General features: G+C 61.8%; 13 protein-coding genes and 1 pseudogene. 6 read left to right on the top strand and 8 right to left on the bottom strand.

Going from position 1 to position 17,765, the window contains the following annotated elements:
* Positions 1 to 63 precede the first annotated feature (63 nt).
* Together GXH28_RS16800 and GXH28_RS05180 are read left to right on the top strand one after the other, a co-directional pair.
* Positions 64 to 3,054, top strand: coding sequence for a fibronectin type III domain-containing protein (locus GXH28_RS16800; RefSeq protein ID WP_169237957.1), 2,991 nt, complete (start codon positions 64 to 66; stop codon positions 3,052 to 3,054).
* 367 nt (positions 3,055 to 3,421) lie between these two features.
* Entirely contained in the window at positions 3,422 to 4,975 is a 1,554-nt protein-coding gene (locus GXH28_RS05180; RefSeq protein WP_169237956.1) for a nicotinate phosphoribosyltransferase, read from the top strand.
* Here the strand turns inward: GXH28_RS05180 and GXH28_RS05175 are convergent.
* On the bottom strand, positions 4,972 to 5,664 hold the full coding sequence (locus GXH28_RS05175) for a phosphoribosyltransferase (RefSeq protein WP_169237955.1): 693 nt from the start codon (positions 5,662 to 5,664) through the stop codon (positions 4,972 to 4,974). The genes GXH28_RS05180 and GXH28_RS05175 overlap by 4 nt on opposite strands.
* A gap of 209 nt (positions 5,665 to 5,873) precedes the next feature.
* Between GXH28_RS05175 and phnD the strand changes: the two genes are divergently transcribed.
* From phnD to phnE (GXH28_RS05155), 4 genes are all read left to right on the top strand, one after another.
* Positions 5,874 to 6,959: a phosphate/phosphite/phosphonate ABC transporter substrate-binding protein gene (phnD, locus tag GXH28_RS05170; protein WP_240550202.1), complete on the top strand. Its 1,086-nt coding sequence runs from the start codon at positions 5,874 to 5,876 to the stop codon at positions 6,957 to 6,959.
* Between the two features lie 84 nt (positions 6,960 to 7,043).
* Positions 7,044 to 7,877 carry a phosphonate ABC transporter ATP-binding protein gene (gene phnC, locus GXH28_RS05165; protein ID WP_169237954.1) on the top strand — a complete coding sequence of 278 codons (834 nt, stop codon included), beginning with the start codon at positions 7,044 to 7,046 and terminating at the stop codon, positions 7,875 to 7,877.
* A complete protein-coding gene (phnE, locus tag GXH28_RS05160) occupies positions 7,877 to 8,698 on the top strand; it encodes a phosphonate ABC transporter, permease protein PhnE (protein ID WP_169237953.1) in 822 nt (273 codons plus the stop codon). Before phnC ends, phnE (GXH28_RS05160) begins: the two co-directional genes overlap by 1 nt.
* Before the next feature lie 19 nt (positions 8,699 to 8,717).
* On the top strand, positions 8,718 to 9,530 hold the full coding sequence (phnE, locus tag GXH28_RS05155) for a phosphonate ABC transporter, permease protein PhnE (RefSeq protein ID WP_169237952.1): 813 nt from the start codon (positions 8,718 to 8,720) through the stop codon (positions 9,528 to 9,530).
* 32 nt (positions 9,531 to 9,562) lie between these two features.
* Here phnE (GXH28_RS05155) and GXH28_RS05150 read toward each other — a convergent pair.
* The 7 genes and pseudogenes from GXH28_RS05150 to GXH28_RS05120 form a co-directional block, all read right to left on the bottom strand.
* A pseudogene (locus GXH28_RS05150) lies at positions 9,563 to 9,739 on the bottom strand (uridine phosphorylase); the annotation flags it as partial.
* 170 nt (positions 9,740 to 9,909) lie between these two features.
* Complete coding sequence (locus GXH28_RS05145; RefSeq protein WP_169237951.1) at positions 9,910 to 11,100, bottom strand: hypothetical protein; 1,191 nt, start codon at positions 11,098 to 11,100, stop codon at positions 9,910 to 9,912.
* Positions 11,101 to 11,290: 190 nt separating this feature from the next.
* Positions 11,291 to 12,067 (bottom strand): nucleoside phosphorylase, encoded by a 777-nt coding sequence (locus tag GXH28_RS05140; RefSeq protein WP_169237950.1) that lies wholly within the window; start codon positions 12,065 to 12,067, stop codon positions 11,291 to 11,293.
* 413 nt (positions 12,068 to 12,480) lie between these two features.
* On the bottom strand, positions 12,481 to 15,633 hold the full coding sequence (locus tag GXH28_RS05135; RefSeq protein WP_169237949.1) for a molybdopterin-dependent oxidoreductase: 3,153 nt from the start codon (positions 15,631 to 15,633) through the stop codon (positions 12,481 to 12,483).
* Between the two features lie 170 nt (positions 15,634 to 15,803).
* Entirely contained in the window at positions 15,804 to 16,490 is a 687-nt protein-coding gene (gene phoU / locus GXH28_RS05130) for a phosphate signaling complex protein PhoU (RefSeq protein WP_169237948.1), read from the bottom strand.
* Positions 16,491 to 16,575: 85 nt separating this feature from the next.
* On the bottom strand, positions 16,576 to 16,926 hold the full coding sequence (locus tag GXH28_RS05125) for an indolepyruvate ferredoxin oxidoreductase subunit alpha (RefSeq protein WP_169237947.1): 351 nt from the start codon (positions 16,924 to 16,926) through the stop codon (positions 16,576 to 16,578).
* A 168-nt stretch (positions 16,927 to 17,094) separates the two neighbouring features.
* Complete coding sequence (locus GXH28_RS05120) at positions 17,095 to 17,709, bottom strand: superoxide dismutase (protein WP_169237946.1); 615 nt, start codon at positions 17,707 to 17,709, stop codon at positions 17,095 to 17,097.
* Between the last annotated feature and the right edge of the window lie 56 nt (positions 17,710 to 17,765).

Genomic DNA, 17,765 nt, shown 5'->3' with positions numbered 1-17,765 from the left:
ATAGCCAAGCCATACAATCCAGGTCAACACACGGACGCACCGGGTCCATCTTGAGGGAACGAAGTGAAGACCAACTTTAAGGTATACGTCACGCTGGGATTGCATGTCAACTTTTATCACTCGTGGCGTGGGGATACGCCGGACGAGGCCGGCTTCGGCACGGACATGCGCGTGATCCGCGGAATACTGGACATTCTTGACCGCGCTCAAGCCACCGGCATGACGGCGCGCGTCTATTGGGATGTAGACGCCTACTGGACCCTCCAAACGATCATCCCCGAACACTGCCCGGACATTCTGGAGCGGATTCGCGCGCGGGTATCGGCCGGCATGGACGAGGTCATCCTAGGGCCGTTCAACAACGGCGCTAACCACGCCGCCACGCCCGACGAGTTCAGGGCGGCGGTGACGTGGGCCATTGAAAATCCCTGGGGGAGCGGGCTGAAACAGCAGTTTGGCCGCGTCGCACCGTTCTATCGCCCGCAAGAGTGCATGTTCACCACCGGCCACGAGGCGCTCCTCAAAGCCTGCGGGATCGAAGGGGTGCTGCTCTACTACAGCCTGACGCCGTTCAACACGCTGGGCGCCTTCCTTCCACCGCTACCTCTGGAGGATCGCTTTAATCCCTTGTGGTTCCGCACACGAGAGGACCAGCCGCCGCTCGTGCTCTTTCCCTGCTTGGGGTTGACCGATTTGTTCGAGTTCGTCTCCCTGGAAGACCTGATGCTCGATCTGCACGCGCGGCAGCAGCGCGGCGAGATTCGTTCCGATGTGCTGGTGCATCTCAACGCCGATGCCGACCTAGAGACCTGGCTTCCGGTTCGCCTGCCCAGATTCTTGCGCTGGTTCCCCAACACCGGCGGGATCGAGGAATACCTGCGCGTCGTCCACAAATACCCGTGGGCGGAACTGACAGTCCCCTCAGCCTACCTGGCCGATCACCCGCCGCGGCGCGAAGTGCTCGTTCGTCAAGATTTAGCCGATGGCGGCTTTGACGGGAATTACTCGTGGGCGGAGAAATTCTCCAGCCTGCTCGCCTGGACCGCCCTAGAACGCTCACGCCTTGCCTCATTGCGCGCCGAAGTGTTGGCCCAACGCAGCGGCCTCGACTTGAGCGACATGTTGTGGGAAGGCAGCGATTCTGTTTTCTTCCAGCGGCTCATCGGCCTCTCAACCACCCATTTCGGCATGTCCACACCCATCATCAACGAGGAACGCCAAGCGCGCGCCTTGGCGTTACTCAATAACGCTGCGGCGCGCGCCGAAGCTGCTGAGCGTCGCGCGGCCCACGCCCGAAAAGCCACATCCCCCCTCCCTAAGACGACCGCGCTCTATGCCTTCGAGTTGGTGCCTGCGCCACCGCGACGCCATCAGCCGATCCCAGAGGGGCATGTCGCCGTGTCCTTGCCCATCGTGTTGCCCAGCGACATCGCGACGGTTCGGCTGGAGCGCGCAAGCGGCGCGCCTGTCCCAGCATCGCTGACGGATGTGCGCGTGTTGCCTGACGGAAGAAAGCAATGCCATGTGCGCTTTGTGGCTGCGATAGGTGGTCAGGCCGATTACGACTACCGCCTGTTGCCATCGGCTGCTCCCCTTACGCCACCCCCCACGCTCACACAACTGCGCAATCGGTGGCTCGAAATCCTCTTCTCAACCCAAAGCGGCATTGCGTCCTTCCGCTATCTTGAGCGTGAAATTGGCGGCCCAGACTTTCTCAAGCCATTTATCACTTACAAGGACGGTTCACGCGGGGTGACTTATCTGACAGCAGGGTTTAGCTTTCGCCCGCTGAGCGATGAAACCTGGGACGGCCTACAGCGCGTATGTCTGCGCGCCACGATCCCGATGCGGACACACAGGGGAAACTACGAGAGCGAACTGCTCTTCGTCTTCACCCTGTTTGACGCCTTGCCCTATCTCTACGTGGATGCGACGGTACGCTACGCTTACACGCCGCCGACCGATGTCATTCACAACATGCTCCAAAAGCTGCGCCGATTGATGGACCTCAACTGGATCGAGACAGCGCCCTTTCAGATCACGCCATGCCTCGACCCGCCACAGGGACGGCCGCTGCGCATATGGAAGCATAACCACCTGGGAATCACCGCTTACTACGATTTGAACTACGGGGCGATCAACCCTCGCAACCGCCAGCTCGACGCCTTCAACCATCAAGTCACCAATGGATGGGTCGCCGTCTCCGATGGCCAGATGGGGTTATTAGTTGGACAAGATGCCAGCACGCTTGCTTCCATGGCCTTTTGCCCGATGCGCCTGCGCCAAGTGCAACATCAGCAGGTGCTCTCGCTCAACCCGTTCGGCTCTTACTATGGCCGAATGTTGGATTACCAACACTTAGGCGGTAACGGCATCGGCGCACGCTTGCTGACTGCCTTTAGCGGTGCGCTCAGGCCTAACGGTCCGTCCTACAATGGACAGACGTTACGCTTCTCGCTCATGCTCGCCCCTTATGCGGGCGACGCGCCACCCGATAGGATCCAGACAGACGCCGGCTTGCATTTCTACCCCCCCGGAGCAGTGATCCATCACGCACCTGCAGGGATCGAAGCAGACCTCGCTGAATCCCTCCGTGCTTCGTGTGAGGCTGAGGCGCGTCGGCAACGGCTGATTGATCCGCTTCCCCTCTCACCTCCAACCGCGTTTTTGTGCAACCCTGTGTCAGGTGGCGTGGTGTTGGTGTGGGACGCACCCCCAGGTAATTTGGCGACCGGTTATGAAGTCGCCTTTCGGCGAGAAGACGAAACCGCCTGGCAAACGCGACAGGTGGAGGCAACAACGCGTCTTTTCATCCCAGGGTTGAAGGACGGCGTCATCTATCACTTCAAGGTGCGCGCTTTGTGTGAAGCGCCTGAGCAAGGGCGAGTGCGCTGCTCGGCCTGGACGGCCGAACAGATCGGCATCCCCGGCGCCACCCAACCGACAACGCGGTGGAAGGGCATGGGAAGGCTGCCCGTCGGGGCTCTCGCGCATCTGGTGCTGCTCAGCCTGTGGACGGTGATTCGCCGTCGGATCAAGCGAGAAATATCGTAACACGCGCCCAGATCGCATAGTAACGCAGGAACGCCTCACACATCGAGGCGCATGGCCTAGGAGGCCTGGCGCTTAGGATAAGCAGCCCTAGCCTTGCCACGCGACTCACTGCTTCGGTGCGGCTGGTGGCGCCCAGCCTGGCATAGATGAAGAAAGGCGGCGACCAGCGCCTCCTCGCTGCCGATGCCGTCCTGCGATCTCCGCAAGCCAGGACGCGATGGTCATGCGTGTGCACAGTCAGGTTATCTTCTCGCTCTAACGCGGGATCGGCGGTCAACGCCAGATCGGCGGCATACGCGACATTCGTAGAGGATGAGACCATGCGTCATTAAAAACGCGGTGAAAGATGGCTATGATTAAACGCGCCATGAAATCTAATTCCGTTGCCGACGGCATTCTGTTCACCGATCAATATCAGCTCACCATGGCGCAACTGTATTTCCGCGCCGGCATCCACGAACGCCCCGCGCAGTTCGATCACTTCTTCCGCAGCTACCCCGACTACGGCAAACACCAAGCCGGCTACTGTGTGAACGCCGGCCTAGGCACGCTGATCGAATGGATGCAGCGCGCGCGATTCCGCGACGACGACCTGGCTTATCTCAAAGCGCAAAAGACACGCGCCGGTCAGCCCTTATTCGGCACAGACTTTCTGGATTGGTTGAAGCGCTATGGCAATTTCGACGCGATCACGTTGCGTGCCATCCCCGAGGGCCACGTGGTGCATCCCCTAGCGCCGCTTACGGTGGTCGAGGGTCCGCTGGCAATCGCTCAACTCCTTGAGAGTGCGCTCCTCAACCAGCTCAACTTTCAAACGCTGATCGCGACCAAAGCCGCGCGCATCCGCGAGAGCAGCCAGGGGCGAACGGTGCTGGAGTTCGGCCTGCGGCGCGCGCAAGATCGCGGCGCAAACGCCGGAACGCGCGCTGCGCTGATCGGCGGCGCCGACTTCTCGTCGAACGTTGGCATGTCGCACGTGTTGGGCTTCCCGCCCAAAGGCACTCACGCCCACAGCATGGTGCAAGCCTTCATCGCCATGGGCGGCAGCGAGCTGGATGCCTTTCGTGCTTATGCCGAGGTCTATCCAGACGATTGCCTGCTGCTGGTGGACACGATCAACACGCTGGAGAGCGGCCTGCCGAACGCTATCAAGGTGTTCGAGGAGCTGCGGCGCAAAGGGCACACGCCAATCGGCGTCCGCCTCGACTCCGGCGACCTGGCCTACTTGAGCATTCAGGCGGCCAAGATGTTGGACCAAGCCGGCTTTCCCAATACGTCCATCGTGCTGTCCAACCAGCTCGATGAGTTGGTGATCTGGCAAATCACGGCGCAGATCCGCGACGAGGCGCCGCGCTATGGCATGGATCCCGAAAGCGTGATCGCGCGTTTGGTCTACGGCGTCGGCACGAACTTGATCACGTCGCACGGTCACCCTGCCCTGGACGGCGTTTATAAGCTGGTCTCGGTCGAGCATGATGGCAGGTGGGTTCCGGCGATCAAAATTTCAGAAACGCCGGCGAAGACGCTGAATCCGGGCAATAAGGCTGTTTGGCGGCTGTATGACCATCGCGGTTTAGCGATTGCCGATCTCTTGTGCCTATACGAAGAAAATCCGCGCCAGCTCGAATGGCTTACCCTGCGCCACCCGACCGACCATACCAAATTCCGCAGCTTGCGCAGCAATGAAATTTCGAGCTTCGAGCCGCTCCTGGTCGAAGTGCTGCGAGAGGGCCGATTGGTCTGCGAGTTGCCGACAATCGAGGAGATGCGCGCGATCCGGCAACGCGACATCGAACGGCTGGACGCCGGCGTGCGCCGCTTGATCAATCCTCACACCTATCACGTCTCGCTCAGCCAAAAGTTGTGGGATCTCAAGCAGGCGTTGATCGAAGAAGCGCGGACGCAACACGCCATCCACTAACGCAAAGCAGTCGGCTGCGCCCATCCGTCCGCGCTCATCGCATGCGCGCCGGTGTGGGACCGCCGCAGGTAAGCCATAACTTCGGCGTCGGACAGTTGGCTAAAGTCCTGATACCATGCGCCGATGCCCATCAGCACTTCGGGAGAAAGCAGGCAGATCAGCTCATCGGCCTCATCCCGGAGCGATTTCAAAGCCTGCGGCGCACCGACCGGCACGGCAACAGTCACCCGCGCTGGCCGATGCGCCCGCACAGCGCGGATGGCGGCGCGCATCGTTGCGCCGGTAGCAATGCCGTCATCCACCAGGATTACGGTCTTCCCTTCTAAGCTGGGGAAGGGATGATCACCGCGAAAGACGCGCTCACGCCGCTGCAGCTCGGCCAACTCGCGTTCGGTAACACGCTCGACGTCCTCGTCGGTCACCCCCAACTCTTGGATCAGCTCTCGCGAGAGCACACGCACACCACCCGAAGCGATGGCTCCCATCGCCAGCTCCTCTTCACCTGGCACGCCCAGCTTGCGCACCACGAAGACATCAAGCGGCACGTTCAACGCGCTAGCGATCGCGTAGGCCACGGGCACACCACCACGCGGCAGCGCCAACACGATAACATCGTCGCGCCCGGCGTAGCGCTGCAACCGCCGCGCCAGCAACTGGCCGGCCTGGGAACGATCTCGAAAGCGATGCATGTTCACTCAACGAGTCAAGCTTAAGCCAGAGAGGTTAAATCGCTATAAGACCTGAAAGGATGATCATCCGCGCAAACCCACTCGCTGGTATTGCCCGGAGCATTGCTTATCTTAACCTTAAGATAACATACCCTTTGCTTGGAGATAATCTTAATGGCTATCCTAATCCCTCGGCAAGTGACTAAACCATAAGGAGGCTACACTTCAATATGATTCAACATAAGACCCGTCTTGGGTTGTTAAGCATGCTCGTTGCAGCGCTCATCGCGGCCTGTGCGGTGCCAGCACAACCTGTGCAACCGGCGCAGCCTGCTCAGCCTGCTCAGCCGGCCGAGCAAAGCGCCAAGCCCACCGAAGCGCCAGCGCCGACTAGCGCCGCCAGCGCGCCGGCCACCACCGACTGCCCGCGCCCCGAAGAGATGGACAAGCGCTTCTGCGACGAAGATGGCGACCTCGTCCCTGACGCGCCCAAGGACTCCGCGCAGTGGGTGAACCCTGACACACTGATCTTCGCCTACACCCCTGTCGAAGACCCGTCGGTGTATCGCGTGGCCTGGGCCGACTTCCTGGCGCACATGGAGAAGGTGACCGGCAAGAAGGTGGAGTTCTTCGCCGTGGACTCCAACGCGGCTCAACTTGAGGCAATGCGCGCAGGCCGGCTGCACATCTCCGGCTTCAACAGCGGTAGCGTGCCGGTGGCCGTCAACTTTGCCGGGTTTGTCCCCTTCGCGATGATGGCCAAGGCCGATGGCTCGTTCGGCTACGAGATGGAGATCATCGTGCCGGCCGACAGCGACATCCAGAAGGTTGAGGACCTGCGCGGTCGCACCATCGCCTTCACCGAGCCAACCTCTAACTCCGGCTACAAGGCGCCCTCGGCGCTGCTGGCCTCGCAGTTCAACATGGTGGCCGACAGAGACTACAAGACGACCTTCTCCGGCGGCCACGACAACTCGATTATGGGTGTGGCCAACAAGGACTACGAGGCTGCTTCCATTGCCAACTCGGTGATGAAGCGCATGATCGCGCGCGACGTGATCAAGGCCGACCAAGTGCGCACGATCTACCGCTCGCAGACCTTCCCCACCACCGGCTACGGCTACGTCTACAACCTGGACCCTAAGCTGGCCGAGAAAGTGCGCGAGGCCTTCTTCAGCTTCAACTGGGAAGGCAGCTCGCTGCAGAAGGAGTTCAGCCGCTCCGGCGAAGCGCAGTTCATCCCGATCACCTACAAGGAGTACTGGGCGGTCGTCCGCGAAATTGACAAGCAGATGGGCGTGAAATACGTCCCGTAAACCGACGCGACAAGCACTTCACGCACGAGGCGAGGTGTGTCACAGCCCTCGCCTTGTACTTTCCACCGCAAACTCAATTAGCTTATGCTTCGCATCGAAAAGCTCGTTAAGCAGTATCCCACCGGCGACCGCGCGCTCCGGGGGGTAGATCTCATGGTCCCAGAAGGCGAAGTCGTCGCTTTGATCGGCCCATCCGGCGCCGGCAAGAGCACACTGATTCGCTGCGTCAATCGGCTGGTGGAGCCGACCTCCGGCAAAATCTGGCTGCGCGATACCGAAATCACCGCCCTGAGCGCTCGACGACTCCGCCAGGTGCGGCGCCGCATCGGGATGATCTTCCAGGAGTATGCGCTGGTCGAGCGGCTGACGGTGATGGAGAACGTCCTCTCCGGCCGGCTCGGCTACGTCAACTTCTGGCAGAGCTGGTTCCGGCGCTTTCCACAGCACGACGTTGACCAGGCGTTTGCCTTGCTGGAGCGCGTCGGGTTGAGCGATTTCGTAGATAAGCGCGCGGATGAGTTGTCCGGCGGCCAGCGCCAGCGCGTGGGGATCGCCCGCGCGTTGATCCAATCGCCGGATATGCTGCTGGTAGATGAACCGACGGCCAGCCTGGACCCCAAGACCTCGCGCCAGATCATGCGGCTGATCACCGAACTGGCGCGTGAGCGCGGCCTGGCTGTCATCATCAACATTCACGACGTGCCTCTTGCCCAGCTATTCGTCAAGCGCATCGTCGGCTTGCGCGCCGGTGAAATCGTCTACGACGGCCCACCGGAGGGCCTGACGCCGGAACGGCTGACCGACATCTACGGCGAAGAGGACTGGGGTGCCGGCCAAGCTGTCGCCGGAGCGGATTCCGCCCAGGAGATGGACCCTGAGCCTTCGCCGATCTTCGCTGCTTCCACCTCAAACGCGTGATGCCTATGGCTGAGCTTACTGCTTCGCCCGTCACTTCCCGCCGTTGGCGTAAGCCGCCGCTGATCCGCAACCCCTGGCTGCGTTGGGGGTTGCTCATCGGGGCGCTGATCTACCTGGCAGTGGCCATCAGCTCGGTGCCGGTGGACGACGCGCGTATTGCGCGCGGCCTAGAGCGCGGCGGACGGATGATCTCCAGCTTCCTGCGACCCGATTTCGCCTCCCGCTGGTACGACATTCAAATCGGCGTGCTGGAGAGTCTGACTATGACCGTCGTTTCGACCGTGGCCGGCGTATTGCTGTCGGTGCCGGTCGGCCTCGGCGCGGCGCGCAACCTCGTGTCGGCGCCGATCTATTTGGCCTGCCGCAGCATCATCACCATCTCGCGCACCTTTCAAGAGGTCGTGATTGCCATCGTCTTCGTGGTGATGTTTGGCTTTGGGCCGCTGGCGGGCGTGTGCACGCTGGCCTTCGCCACGATCGGCTTCATGGCCAAGCTGTTGGCCGAAGACATCGAAGAAATTGACCCGGCGCCGCTGGAGGCAATCCGCGCAACCGGCGCCGGCTGGCTGAAAACAGTCACTTACGCCGTCATGCCCCAGGTGAGCGCGCGCTTGGTGGGACTGAGCGTTTATCGTTTCGACATCAACCTGCGCGAATCGGCGATTGTCGGCATCGTCGGCGCGGGCGGCATCGGCTCGACTCTGCAGACCACGTTCAACCGCTACGATTACGACGTTGCCGCCGCGATCTTGCTCATCATCATTGTGCTGGTAATGACCACCGAGCTGGTCTCCGGCCACATCCGCCGCAGGCTGCAATAGCCCCCTTTGAGGAACATCCATGCCGGTTACCGTTGTAAACAACACCAAAGTTTGGCAACGCTACGACACGGCCACCCGCATGAAGATATGGCTGGGGTGGATCATAGGCACGGCGATTACGCTTCTGTGCTGGCAGTTGATCTCCAATAACACCCGCTGGGAGTTCGTCGCCGATGCTTCGCAGCAACTCAGCGCGTTTCTCCAGCGCATGTTCCCGCCCGATTGGGCATACGCCGAACAGCTTTGGAAACCGCTGTGGGACACGATCACCATCGCGACGCTGGGCACGCTGCTCGCGATGAGCATCGCCCTACCGCTGAGCTTTGTGGCGGCGCGCAACACCACGCCCCACCCCATCCTGCGCTATGTCGCCTTGCTGATCATCGTCATCTCGCGTTCGGTCAATTCGCTGATTTGGGCCTTAATCCTGGTAGCAATCACCGGCCCGGGCGTGCTGGCGGGCATCCTGGCCATCGCGCTGCGCTCGATCGGCTTCATCGGCAAGCTGGCCTACGAGTCCATCGAGGAGACGAGCTACGAGCCCATTGAGGCGATCACCGCCACCGGCGCGAACCGCTTGCAAGTTCTGGACTACGCCTACCTGCCGCAGGTGCTGCCGAGCTTCGCCGGCATCAGCATCTTCCGCTGGGACATCAACATCCGCGAAGCCACGGTGCTCGGGCTGGTGGGTGCCGGCGGCATCGGCCTCAACTTGAACGCTTCGGTGGACCTGCTGCGCTGGGACCGCGTGGGGATGATCTTCATCTTGATCTTCGCGCTAGTGCTGATCAGCGAGACGCTCTCGGCGCGCGTGCGCAAGGCAATTATCTGAGAGCGGACAGCGCGAGCCAGACCGTGCAACACCTAGGCGAACCGCATCGCCGCCTCCACTGCAACCCGGATCGCGTTCTCGACGGCGATCGCTTTGGCCTCCAGCACAACGCGCTCGTCCTCGGTGCGCTGGGCGATCACGCCGCACACGCAACCCGCGGCGAAGCCATACACGCCGCCCATCTTGAACAGCGTGCCGCTCTCCATCTGCTACAGGACACCACCCGCTCTGCCGGAAAGAAGTCCTCCAGTGCGAAGTGGTCGGCGTGCGGCAAGTGTTGAATAATCAGGCTGGGCATGGCTTGCGCTCCGACTTAAGTCTATAGGCGCAGCCATGCCTTTTTGCCATGTCCAGCCTGTTACTCCAGTCACAAACGCAGCTATTCGCCTCTTTTCTCGGTAATGAGCACGCTAACACCATCTTTGCCGGGCGTGATCATGATGTCGAGCGTGCGATCCTCTTTGGTAAAGCGAAGCATGCGCATGTCGCCCAACTCGGCAACTTCGCCCTCCATCCACCCGAGTTTGGGCAACTCGGCGCGGTAGAACTCGACGACCTGATCAGGAGTGTCAGCAGTATTGAAGGTGATCAATCCGCCAAACCGATTCTTGCCAGTTGCAGTGCCCGGCACAGGGATGTCATCCGCCGGCTTCTGCGCCAGACACTCCTGCGGCAGCTCAATGGCGGTAAGCGTGTTGATCGCTTCGAGTTGATACTCCCAAGTTGCCGTGCCTTCGCTGTTGTCACTGAACAGCGGTATCTTTCCGGTAGCCGTGCCGGTGTACTTCACCACGAAATTGCCGTCCTGAGCAACCCAGATGTCGCCACTGGCTTTGCTAAACATGCCAAATCCAATGCCCGATTCATCAACGACATAGCGGTTGGCCTTGACACCGTTCACAGTGACGCCGCGCTCCACCAGGCGGGCCTTGTTCAGACCACCCAGCATATCGCCTGGCTTGAGTATGGCCGTCGGGTCAGGCGCCGGGTCACTACCAGAGAAGCTGACGCACTTTGCCCCCCCGTCGTCCATAGCGTAGGTGTAGCTCACACCACCGACGTTGAAGAACTCTAACACGCTGGTGCTTGGAGCAGTGTTGCTAATGCCAACGCCGGCGACGCGGACATACTGATCTTTGCTCTCGGTGATGGCCTCCTGTATGAACTCCAGCGAGACTTTTCTTTCCTTGCCCTCATCATCCTTGCCTTCAAACGAGAAGGTGTAGCGGACGCGATAGCTGGCAAGCGACTCCAGACCGGTTTCGATGCTTGGAATGCTGCCAGTCTCGTCAGCGACCGCCGTCGGAGCCGACCGCGGAGATTCCACCGTGGCAGCCGGCCGGGTCGGCGTACTGCTAGTCTCGCTGACAACCGTCGCCGGAGCCGACCGCGGAGATTCCACTGTGGCAGCCGGCTGGGTTGGTTTGCTGCGGGATACCCCAGTCGCCGACTGAGGCTGGGCAGTCGGGACACTCTGCCCTGCGCCCTCGCTCCCACCCCCGCCACAGGCTGCCAGGATAGCGGCCGCGACACCGGAGACGAATATCCATGTATATTGCTTTTTGTGCATGACTATCCTCCTCACCTGAATGGTAATCCAAAAGCGCGAATTGGTATAGTATGGGTGAGGAGTGTCCTTTACTTTTACTGGACGTTGATCTCGACGCACATCACGTCGTTTGGGCAAGGATCCGCCGTGTCTAACTACTTCCCGGTTGTCTTTGCACCGACATCACTGCATGGGCGATCGAGAAAGAGGACTACTCCAACCGCATCGCCGCCTCCACTGCCACCCAGATCGCGTTCTCGACGGCGATCGCTTTGGCCTCCAGCACGACGCGCTCGGCCTCGGTGCGCTGGGCGATCACGCCGCACACGCAACCCGCGGCGAAGCCATACACGCCGCCCATCTTGAACAGCGTGCCGCTCTCCATCTCGTAGTTCAGCACATTCAGGCGACGATACTCCTCGGTGACGCCGCGTAAGGCGCGCAGCAGATGCGGATTGGCCGAGCCGGTGCGCTCCTGGCCCTCGTAGAAGGTGTCCACGCTGGCCGTGATGCCCACGTGGTGCTCTACCCCCAGCGCACGCGCCGCTTCGGCCAGCGCCACCGTCAGAAAGGGGTCGGCTGCCGCCGGGTATTCAACGGGCGCGATGTCGTTGGCCGCACCCTGTCGGCATAACGCGGCGCTTGTAATTACAATGCTGCCGGGCTTGACATAGGGTTGAATTGACCCGCAAGTGCCTATGCGTATTATCACGCGCACACCGACCTGAACCAGTTCGTTCACCACGATGCTCAACGACGGCGCGCCCATCCCGCTGGTCGCCGAAAGCACCGGCCGACCGTTCCGCAACCGACCCAGGTAGCTGTTCAGCCCTCGATTCTCCGACAGCTTCTTGACGCCCGTGAGGTAGCGCTCGGCTATGTAGCGCGCGCGATCCGGGTCGCCGCTCAAGAACGCCAACACAGGCGGCTGCGGGCCTAAATCGCCCCGCCCAAATCCAACGTGATAGAGCGCGTCACTCGATGCCATGACCCTCCCGCTTCGCTGCGCTTTTCGGCAAACTACACGATCATCTCGCGTATGGCCACCATCCTCGCGCTTTCAACGTGAGCAAGCGCTTCGGCAAAACCCTCGCGCCGTCGCTGCGCGAACAGCAGCGGCAGGCGCGCATGACCGGACGACAAGCCGCCCGAGGACGGCGCACTTGCAGCGGAGATTGACAAGTGCGTGCGCCAAACATCGCAGATCATGGGGCCGGGCTTCGAGGCGTTGCTAGGACACATGCCGAGCACGCTCCAACACTTTCGCGGTCGGCTTCCTCGGCGCCCCACCGATGAACCCGTTCGACGGCGTATGCTGCACGCCACGGTGGACGACGCACCCTGGATCACACACCGGCATACGCATGCGAGCATCCGCACGATCGCCTGGGGCCGCGCCCTTCATGTGTCCGCAATCAGCCAACGCTTGTCCTCAATGCCCTTCAACCTGCGCCACACGCGCTCCGGCGTAAGCGGAATTTGGTAAAAGCGCACACCCGTAGCATGATATACCGCGTTGGCCACTGCCGGGGCTACGCCATCCATGGGTATCTCGGCCACCGCCTTGGCGCCGTACGGGCCAGACGGCTCATAGGTCTGAACGAGGATAGATTGTAACTCCGGCGCCTCATCGGCGCTGTAGATGCGATAGAGGCCAAAGCGCGGGTTATGCAGCCGGCCCTGCGCGTCATACACCATCTCCTCGCAGTGCGCGTAGCCACACGCCTGAAGGTTGCCGCCCTCGATCTGGCCGCTGGCAGTGGCCGGGTTGATCGCCACGCCGCAATCCACCGCCATCACCAGCTTGGTCACGGTCACCTCGCCGGTCTCGGTGTCCACCTCCACCTCGGCCATCTGGCAGCCGAACGGTGGCGGCGATTCATAGCTCATGTGCGAGGCGACGGCGATGATCTGGTGCTGCTCCTCGGTATGCGTGGCGAACAGGGCGACTTGCTGCAAGGTGATCGCACGACCATCCGGCGCCCAAGCGCAGCGATTGCGCAACCGCACGTCCTCCGGCTTCACCTCACCGCGCGCCGCCGACGGTTCCGGCATGGCTGGGCGGTGCTTGAGATACTCCACGGTGTCTATCTGCTCCGGCGGCACAACGACGCCGTAGCCCTTATTGAACATCTTGGCAGCGACTTCCTGAATTTGCGCGCGCACTTTCTCAGCGGCCTTCTTGGCCGCGCCGCCGGTAATAAACGTGGTCGAGGACGCATACGCGCCGGTATCGAAGGGTGTCATGTCGGTGTCGCTGGAATACATGATCACATCCTCCAGCGGCACGCCCAGCGTCTCGGCCACAATCTGGCCGACGACGGTATCGCTGCCGGTGCCGATGTCGGTGCCGCCCACCAGACAGTTGAATGAGCCGTCGTCGTTCATCTTCACCGAGGCCGCGCCCATGTCCAAGCCGGCAATGGCCGTGCCGTGCATGCAGGCCGCCACGCCGATCCCACGCCGCACGCTAGGCCGTTGCGGGTCAACGATTAAGTCTTTGCCGGCGAATTCGCTGCGCCGCTCCCAGTCGATGGCCGCCATGGCCTGCTGGAAGCACTCCTCCAGGCCGCTGGTCTTCACCACCTGCTCGAAGCCCTCGCGCGCCTCGCCGAGCGCCGCCGCCAAGGGCAACGGATCACCCACGCGCACCCAGTTCTTGCGGCGCAGCTCGATCGCGTCCACACCCATCAACTGCGCCGCCTCGTCCATCAGGCACTCCAGGCCGAATTCGGCCTGCGGCGCGCCGTAGCCGCGGAAGGCACCCGGCGTGGGGATGTTGGTATAGACGATGTGGCAGTGGAACTTGAGGTTGGGGCAGCGATAGGTGCTCAGCCCGCGCATGCCGCTCACCGTCTGCACGGTGATGCCGTGTGTGCCATAGGCGCCGGTGTTGCCAATGACGTAGTGGCTGAGCGCGTGCAGGATCGGGGCGCCGCCGTTTGGGTCCTTCTTGAAGCCCGCTTTGAACACCATGCGCTGCGGATGGCGCGAGCGGGCGCTGGTGAACTCCTGCGCGCGGGTGTATTCAAAACGCACCGGCCGGCCGGTGGCGATCGTCAAATGCGCGCACAAGTCCTCGATCAGCATCTCCTGCTTGCCGCCGAAGCCTCCGCCGACGCGCGGCTTGATCACGCGGATCTTCTTCACCGGCAGACCGATCAGCGGGGCGATCATGCGGCGCACGTGGAAGGGCACCTGGGTGCTGGTGCGGATGATCAGCCGGTCGTCCTCATCCCACCACGTCATGCAGATATGCGGCTCGATGCTGGCCTGCTGCACCTGCGGGACGCGATATTCGCGCTCGATCACGAAGTCGCATTCGGCGAAGCCCTGCTCCACGTTGCCGTGCTCGGCGATGATCTCGGCGACCAGGTTGCGCTTGGCGTCTTTGATGCCGATGGCGTCCGGCTCGTCGTGAATGACCGGCGCGCCCTCGCGCATCGCCTCGTCGGGGTCGAAGACCGCCGGCAGCACGTCGTACTCCACTTCGATCAGCTCCAGCGCGCGCTGGGCGATCTCCGGCGTCTCCGCAGCGACCACGGCCACGCGATCGCCGACGTGGCGCACCTTGCTGTCCAAGCTGACCTGATCGTAAGGGAAGGGGTTGGGATACGACTGGCCGCCGGAGGCGTAGACCACGCGCGGCACATCCTTGTAGGTGAGCACGGCGTGCACGCCGGGCAGCGCCTTGGCCTTGCTCGTATCAATGTGTTTGATGCGCGCATGCGCATGGGGGCTGGTGAGCATGGCCGCGTAGAGCATGCCGGGCAACGGCGCATCGTCCACGAAGGCCGGCTTGCCCTGCACCAGCTTGGCCGCATCCACCTTCTTTTCGGCCTTGCCGACGACGGACGTCTGTGGTTCGGGCGCGACCATGAACGGCGCCAGGATGGCCGTGAGCGTCTGTGTCTGGGTTTGCGCCTGAGCCTGCGTCATCCTACCGCCGGCGCTCGGCCCCTCGCCGCCCCAGCGCACATCACCGATGTCCTGGCGGAACGCGCCCGGGCTGCCTATGCCTGTGCCCTCCGGCGCAATCACGCGCCGGAAAGGCGGGGGCAGGTTGTCGCGTGCCTCGCCACGCAAGATGGCCGCCGCGTTCAACACTGCCTGGACCGGCTTGACGTAGCCGGTGCAACGACACAGCACACCGCCGATGGCATCGCGCACCTCGGCCTCACTGGGATGGGAGTTGCGGTCAAGCAGGGCCTTGGCCGCCAGGATTTGTGCCGGCGTGCAATAACCGCACTGGATCGCGCCGTTCTCGGTGAAGCACTGCTGGATCACGCTCAGCCCGCGCCGGTCGCCCAGCGATTCGACGGTAATGATCTCCGCGTCTTGCGCCTGGGCTGCTAACATGACGCAGGTGTTGACGATGGCCGGCGTCTCGCCCCCACGCATGCGCATGATCACGCTACAAGCGCCGCATTCGCCGGTCTCGCAGCCATGCTTGACGCTGAAGTAACCTTCACGCCGCAGCGCAGTCAACAGCGTCTCATAGGGCTGAACGGCGATGTCTTTGAACTGGCCGTTGATTTTCAAGTGGACAATCATGGGCTTTGCCTCGTACGGTGGTGCGCGGATTATACGAAGACAACTCGGCGACTCAATGGCGCGAGCAACGCAGCGCGAAGTCAGCCGCCGTCGCATGAGCGACCACGCGCTGAAAAGCGGCGTCGCTTCGCCTTGCATGGCGATTTGGAAATCGCCACACGACATGCGCCCTATTGCAGAGAGCGCACCTGGCCAGGATCGTGCACGTTCAGGTCGCCGGTGATGTCGCCGGTCGCCACGAAGATCACGCGCTCAGCGATGTTGGTGGCGCGGTCGCCGATGCGTTCTAGGTTATGGCCGGCGTGCAGCAGCCACGTGCCGCACTCAATATGCTGGGGATGATTCGCCATGACATCCATGGCTTGCGACAATAGCGCGTTGTACATCTGATCGAGGCGGTCATCGTCCGCAAGCACCTGGCGGGCTGCTTGCACGTCGCCTTCGAGGAAGGCGCGCGTGCTGCGCCCGAGCATGTCGCGCGCGAGCCGGTCCATGTCGGCTAGGTTGAAGGTGGGAATGCCGCTATCGCAGCGAGCGATTCGGCGCGCTGCTTTGGCGACGCCTTTGGCGTAATCGCCGCAGCGCTCCAGCTCCACGGCGACGATGCTGGCAGCGATCAACTCTCGCAGGTCGCGTGCGACCGGCTGCTGCGTCGCCATCACGGCCAGGCAGGCGCGCTCGACCTCGTAGCGCAAGACATCCATCGCCTTGTCGTCTCGCTTCACCCCGCGGGCCTCGTCGAAGTTGCGATGAATCAGCGCATCTACCGCGCGTGCCGTGGCGTCTATAGCCTGCGCGCTGAGCGCAGCAATGCCATCGCGGACGCTTTGCAGTTCTCCTTCCAGTATGCTCCTCATGCCTCAATCATCCCACAAAAAACGAATCAGCCAAACGACAGGCGCGTTTGGCTGATTCGCCCGATGGGATTGTCGCGCGAGGACGTCACATGTTGCGCGCAGCGTAACCGGGGCCTTCTTTATAGAAGGCATAGTTGTATTGGATGTCCTCGCGGAGGTTGATCACCTCGCCACCAGCGGCTGTGTAGCGCTCGCCGCGGAAGGGCTGCACTTCCTGACCCGGCTTCAGCTCATACGCCTCGGGGACTTCATCCTCCGGGAAGATCGCTTCGTACGGGCACTCGGGCACGCACGCGCCGCAGTCAATGCAGGTCGCCGGATCAATGAAGAACCACGGCCATTCATCCTCGGGCTTGCCGCCGACAATGCACTCCACCGGACATACGTCCACACATGCGCCGTCGCGCAAGCACAAGCTGGTGATAATGTGCGTCATTTAGAAACTACTCCTTTCAGCGATCTGAAATTTCATTTGGTTCAACGTTGCGGTTAACCGCAGTCAACTTTCCAACGGCATCGGTTATACACGATATCGCACACGTTGTCTAGCGCGTTTTGTCACAGGAACACAGGACGTTTTGCGCGAACGCAGGCTCGCGAGTTGCTACGCGCCGAAGCGCTTCGCCACGTCCTCCCAGTTCACGACGTTCCAGAAGGCTTTCAGGTAATCCGGCCGGCGGTTCTGGTATTTCAGGTAGTAAGCGTGCTCCCACACGTCCACGCCGAGGATCGGCTTTAGGCCGCCGTACTCGGCCATCATCGGGTTGTCTTGGTTAGGCGTAGACATGACCTCCAGCTTGCCGTCTTTGTTGACCACCAGCCAGGCCCAGCCCGAACCGAAGCGAGCGATGCCGGCTTTCTCGAACGCCTCCTTAAAGGCTGCCATCGAACCGAACGCAGCGTTGATCGCATCGGCCAGCGGGCCGCTCATCGGCTCCGGAACGCCCACCTTGAGTTGCTCCCAGAACATGGTGTGGTTGACGTGACCGCCGCCGTTGTTGCGCACCGCCGTGCGGATGCTCTCAGGCAAGGCGCTCAGGTTCTGAATCAGCTCCTCGACCGTCTTACTTTGAAGGTCAGGATAATCCTTGATCGCGTTATTCAGGTTGTTCACGTAAGCCGCATGGTGCTTATCGTGATGGATCTGCATCGTCAGCGTGTCAATGTGCGGCTCCAGCGAGTCGTAAGGATAGGGAAGTGGGGGAAGTTCAAAGGCCATGTGTGTCTCCTCTGCAGGCGTTGTTTTGTCGCGACATTCTCGATCGCGTTTTTTAT

The sequence above is a fragment of the Candidatus Roseilinea sp. NK_OTU-006 genome (genome assembly GCF_012931985.1).
GTDB lineage: Bacteria > Chloroflexota > Anaerolineae > J036 > Brachytrichaceae > JAAFGM01.
Note: the sequence above shows the minus strand (reverse complement) of the source record. Positions and strands in the feature narration are given on the sequence as shown.

Excerpts from the sequence above, each read along its gene's own strand:
- phnE (WP_169237952.1), top strand. The coding sequence starts at position 8,718 with ATGCCGGTTACCGTTGTAAACAACACCAAAGTTTGGCAACGCTACGAC.
- GXH28_RS05175 (WP_169237955.1), bottom strand. The coding sequence starts at position 5,664 with ATGCATCGCTTTCGAGATCGTTCCCAGGCCGGCCAGTTGCTGGCGCGG.
- GXH28_RS05140 (WP_169237950.1), bottom strand. The coding sequence starts at position 12,067 with ATGGCATCGAGTGACGCGCTCTATCACGTTGGATTTGGGCGGGGCGAT.
- phoU (WP_169237948.1), bottom strand. The coding sequence starts at position 16,490 with ATGAGGAGCATACTGGAAGGAGAACTGCAAAGCGTCCGCGATGGCATT.
- GXH28_RS05145 (WP_169237951.1), bottom strand. The coding sequence starts at position 11,100 with ATGCACAAAAAGCAATATACATGGATATTCGTCTCCGGTGTCGCGGCC.
- GXH28_RS05125 (WP_169237947.1), bottom strand. The coding sequence starts at position 16,926 with ATGACGCACATTATCACCAGCTTGTGCTTGCGCGACGGCGCATGTGTG.
- GXH28_RS05180 (WP_169237956.1), top strand. The coding sequence starts at position 3,422 with ATGAAATCTAATTCCGTTGCCGACGGCATTCTGTTCACCGATCAATAT.
- phnD (WP_240550202.1), top strand. The coding sequence starts at position 5,874 with ATGATTCAACATAAGACCCGTCTTGGGTTGTTAAGCATGCTCGTTGCA.
- phnE (WP_169237953.1), top strand. The coding sequence starts at position 7,877 with ATGCCTATGGCTGAGCTTACTGCTTCGCCCGTCACTTCCCGCCGTTGG.
- GXH28_RS05120 (WP_169237946.1), bottom strand. The coding sequence starts at position 17,709 with ATGGCCTTTGAACTTCCCCCACTTCCCTATCCTTACGACTCGCTGGAG.
- GXH28_RS05135 (WP_169237949.1), bottom strand. The coding sequence starts at position 15,633 with ATGATTGTCCACTTGAAAATCAACGGCCAGTTCAAAGACATCGCCGTT.
- phnC (WP_169237954.1), top strand. The coding sequence starts at position 7,044 with ATGCTTCGCATCGAAAAGCTCGTTAAGCAGTATCCCACCGGCGACCGC.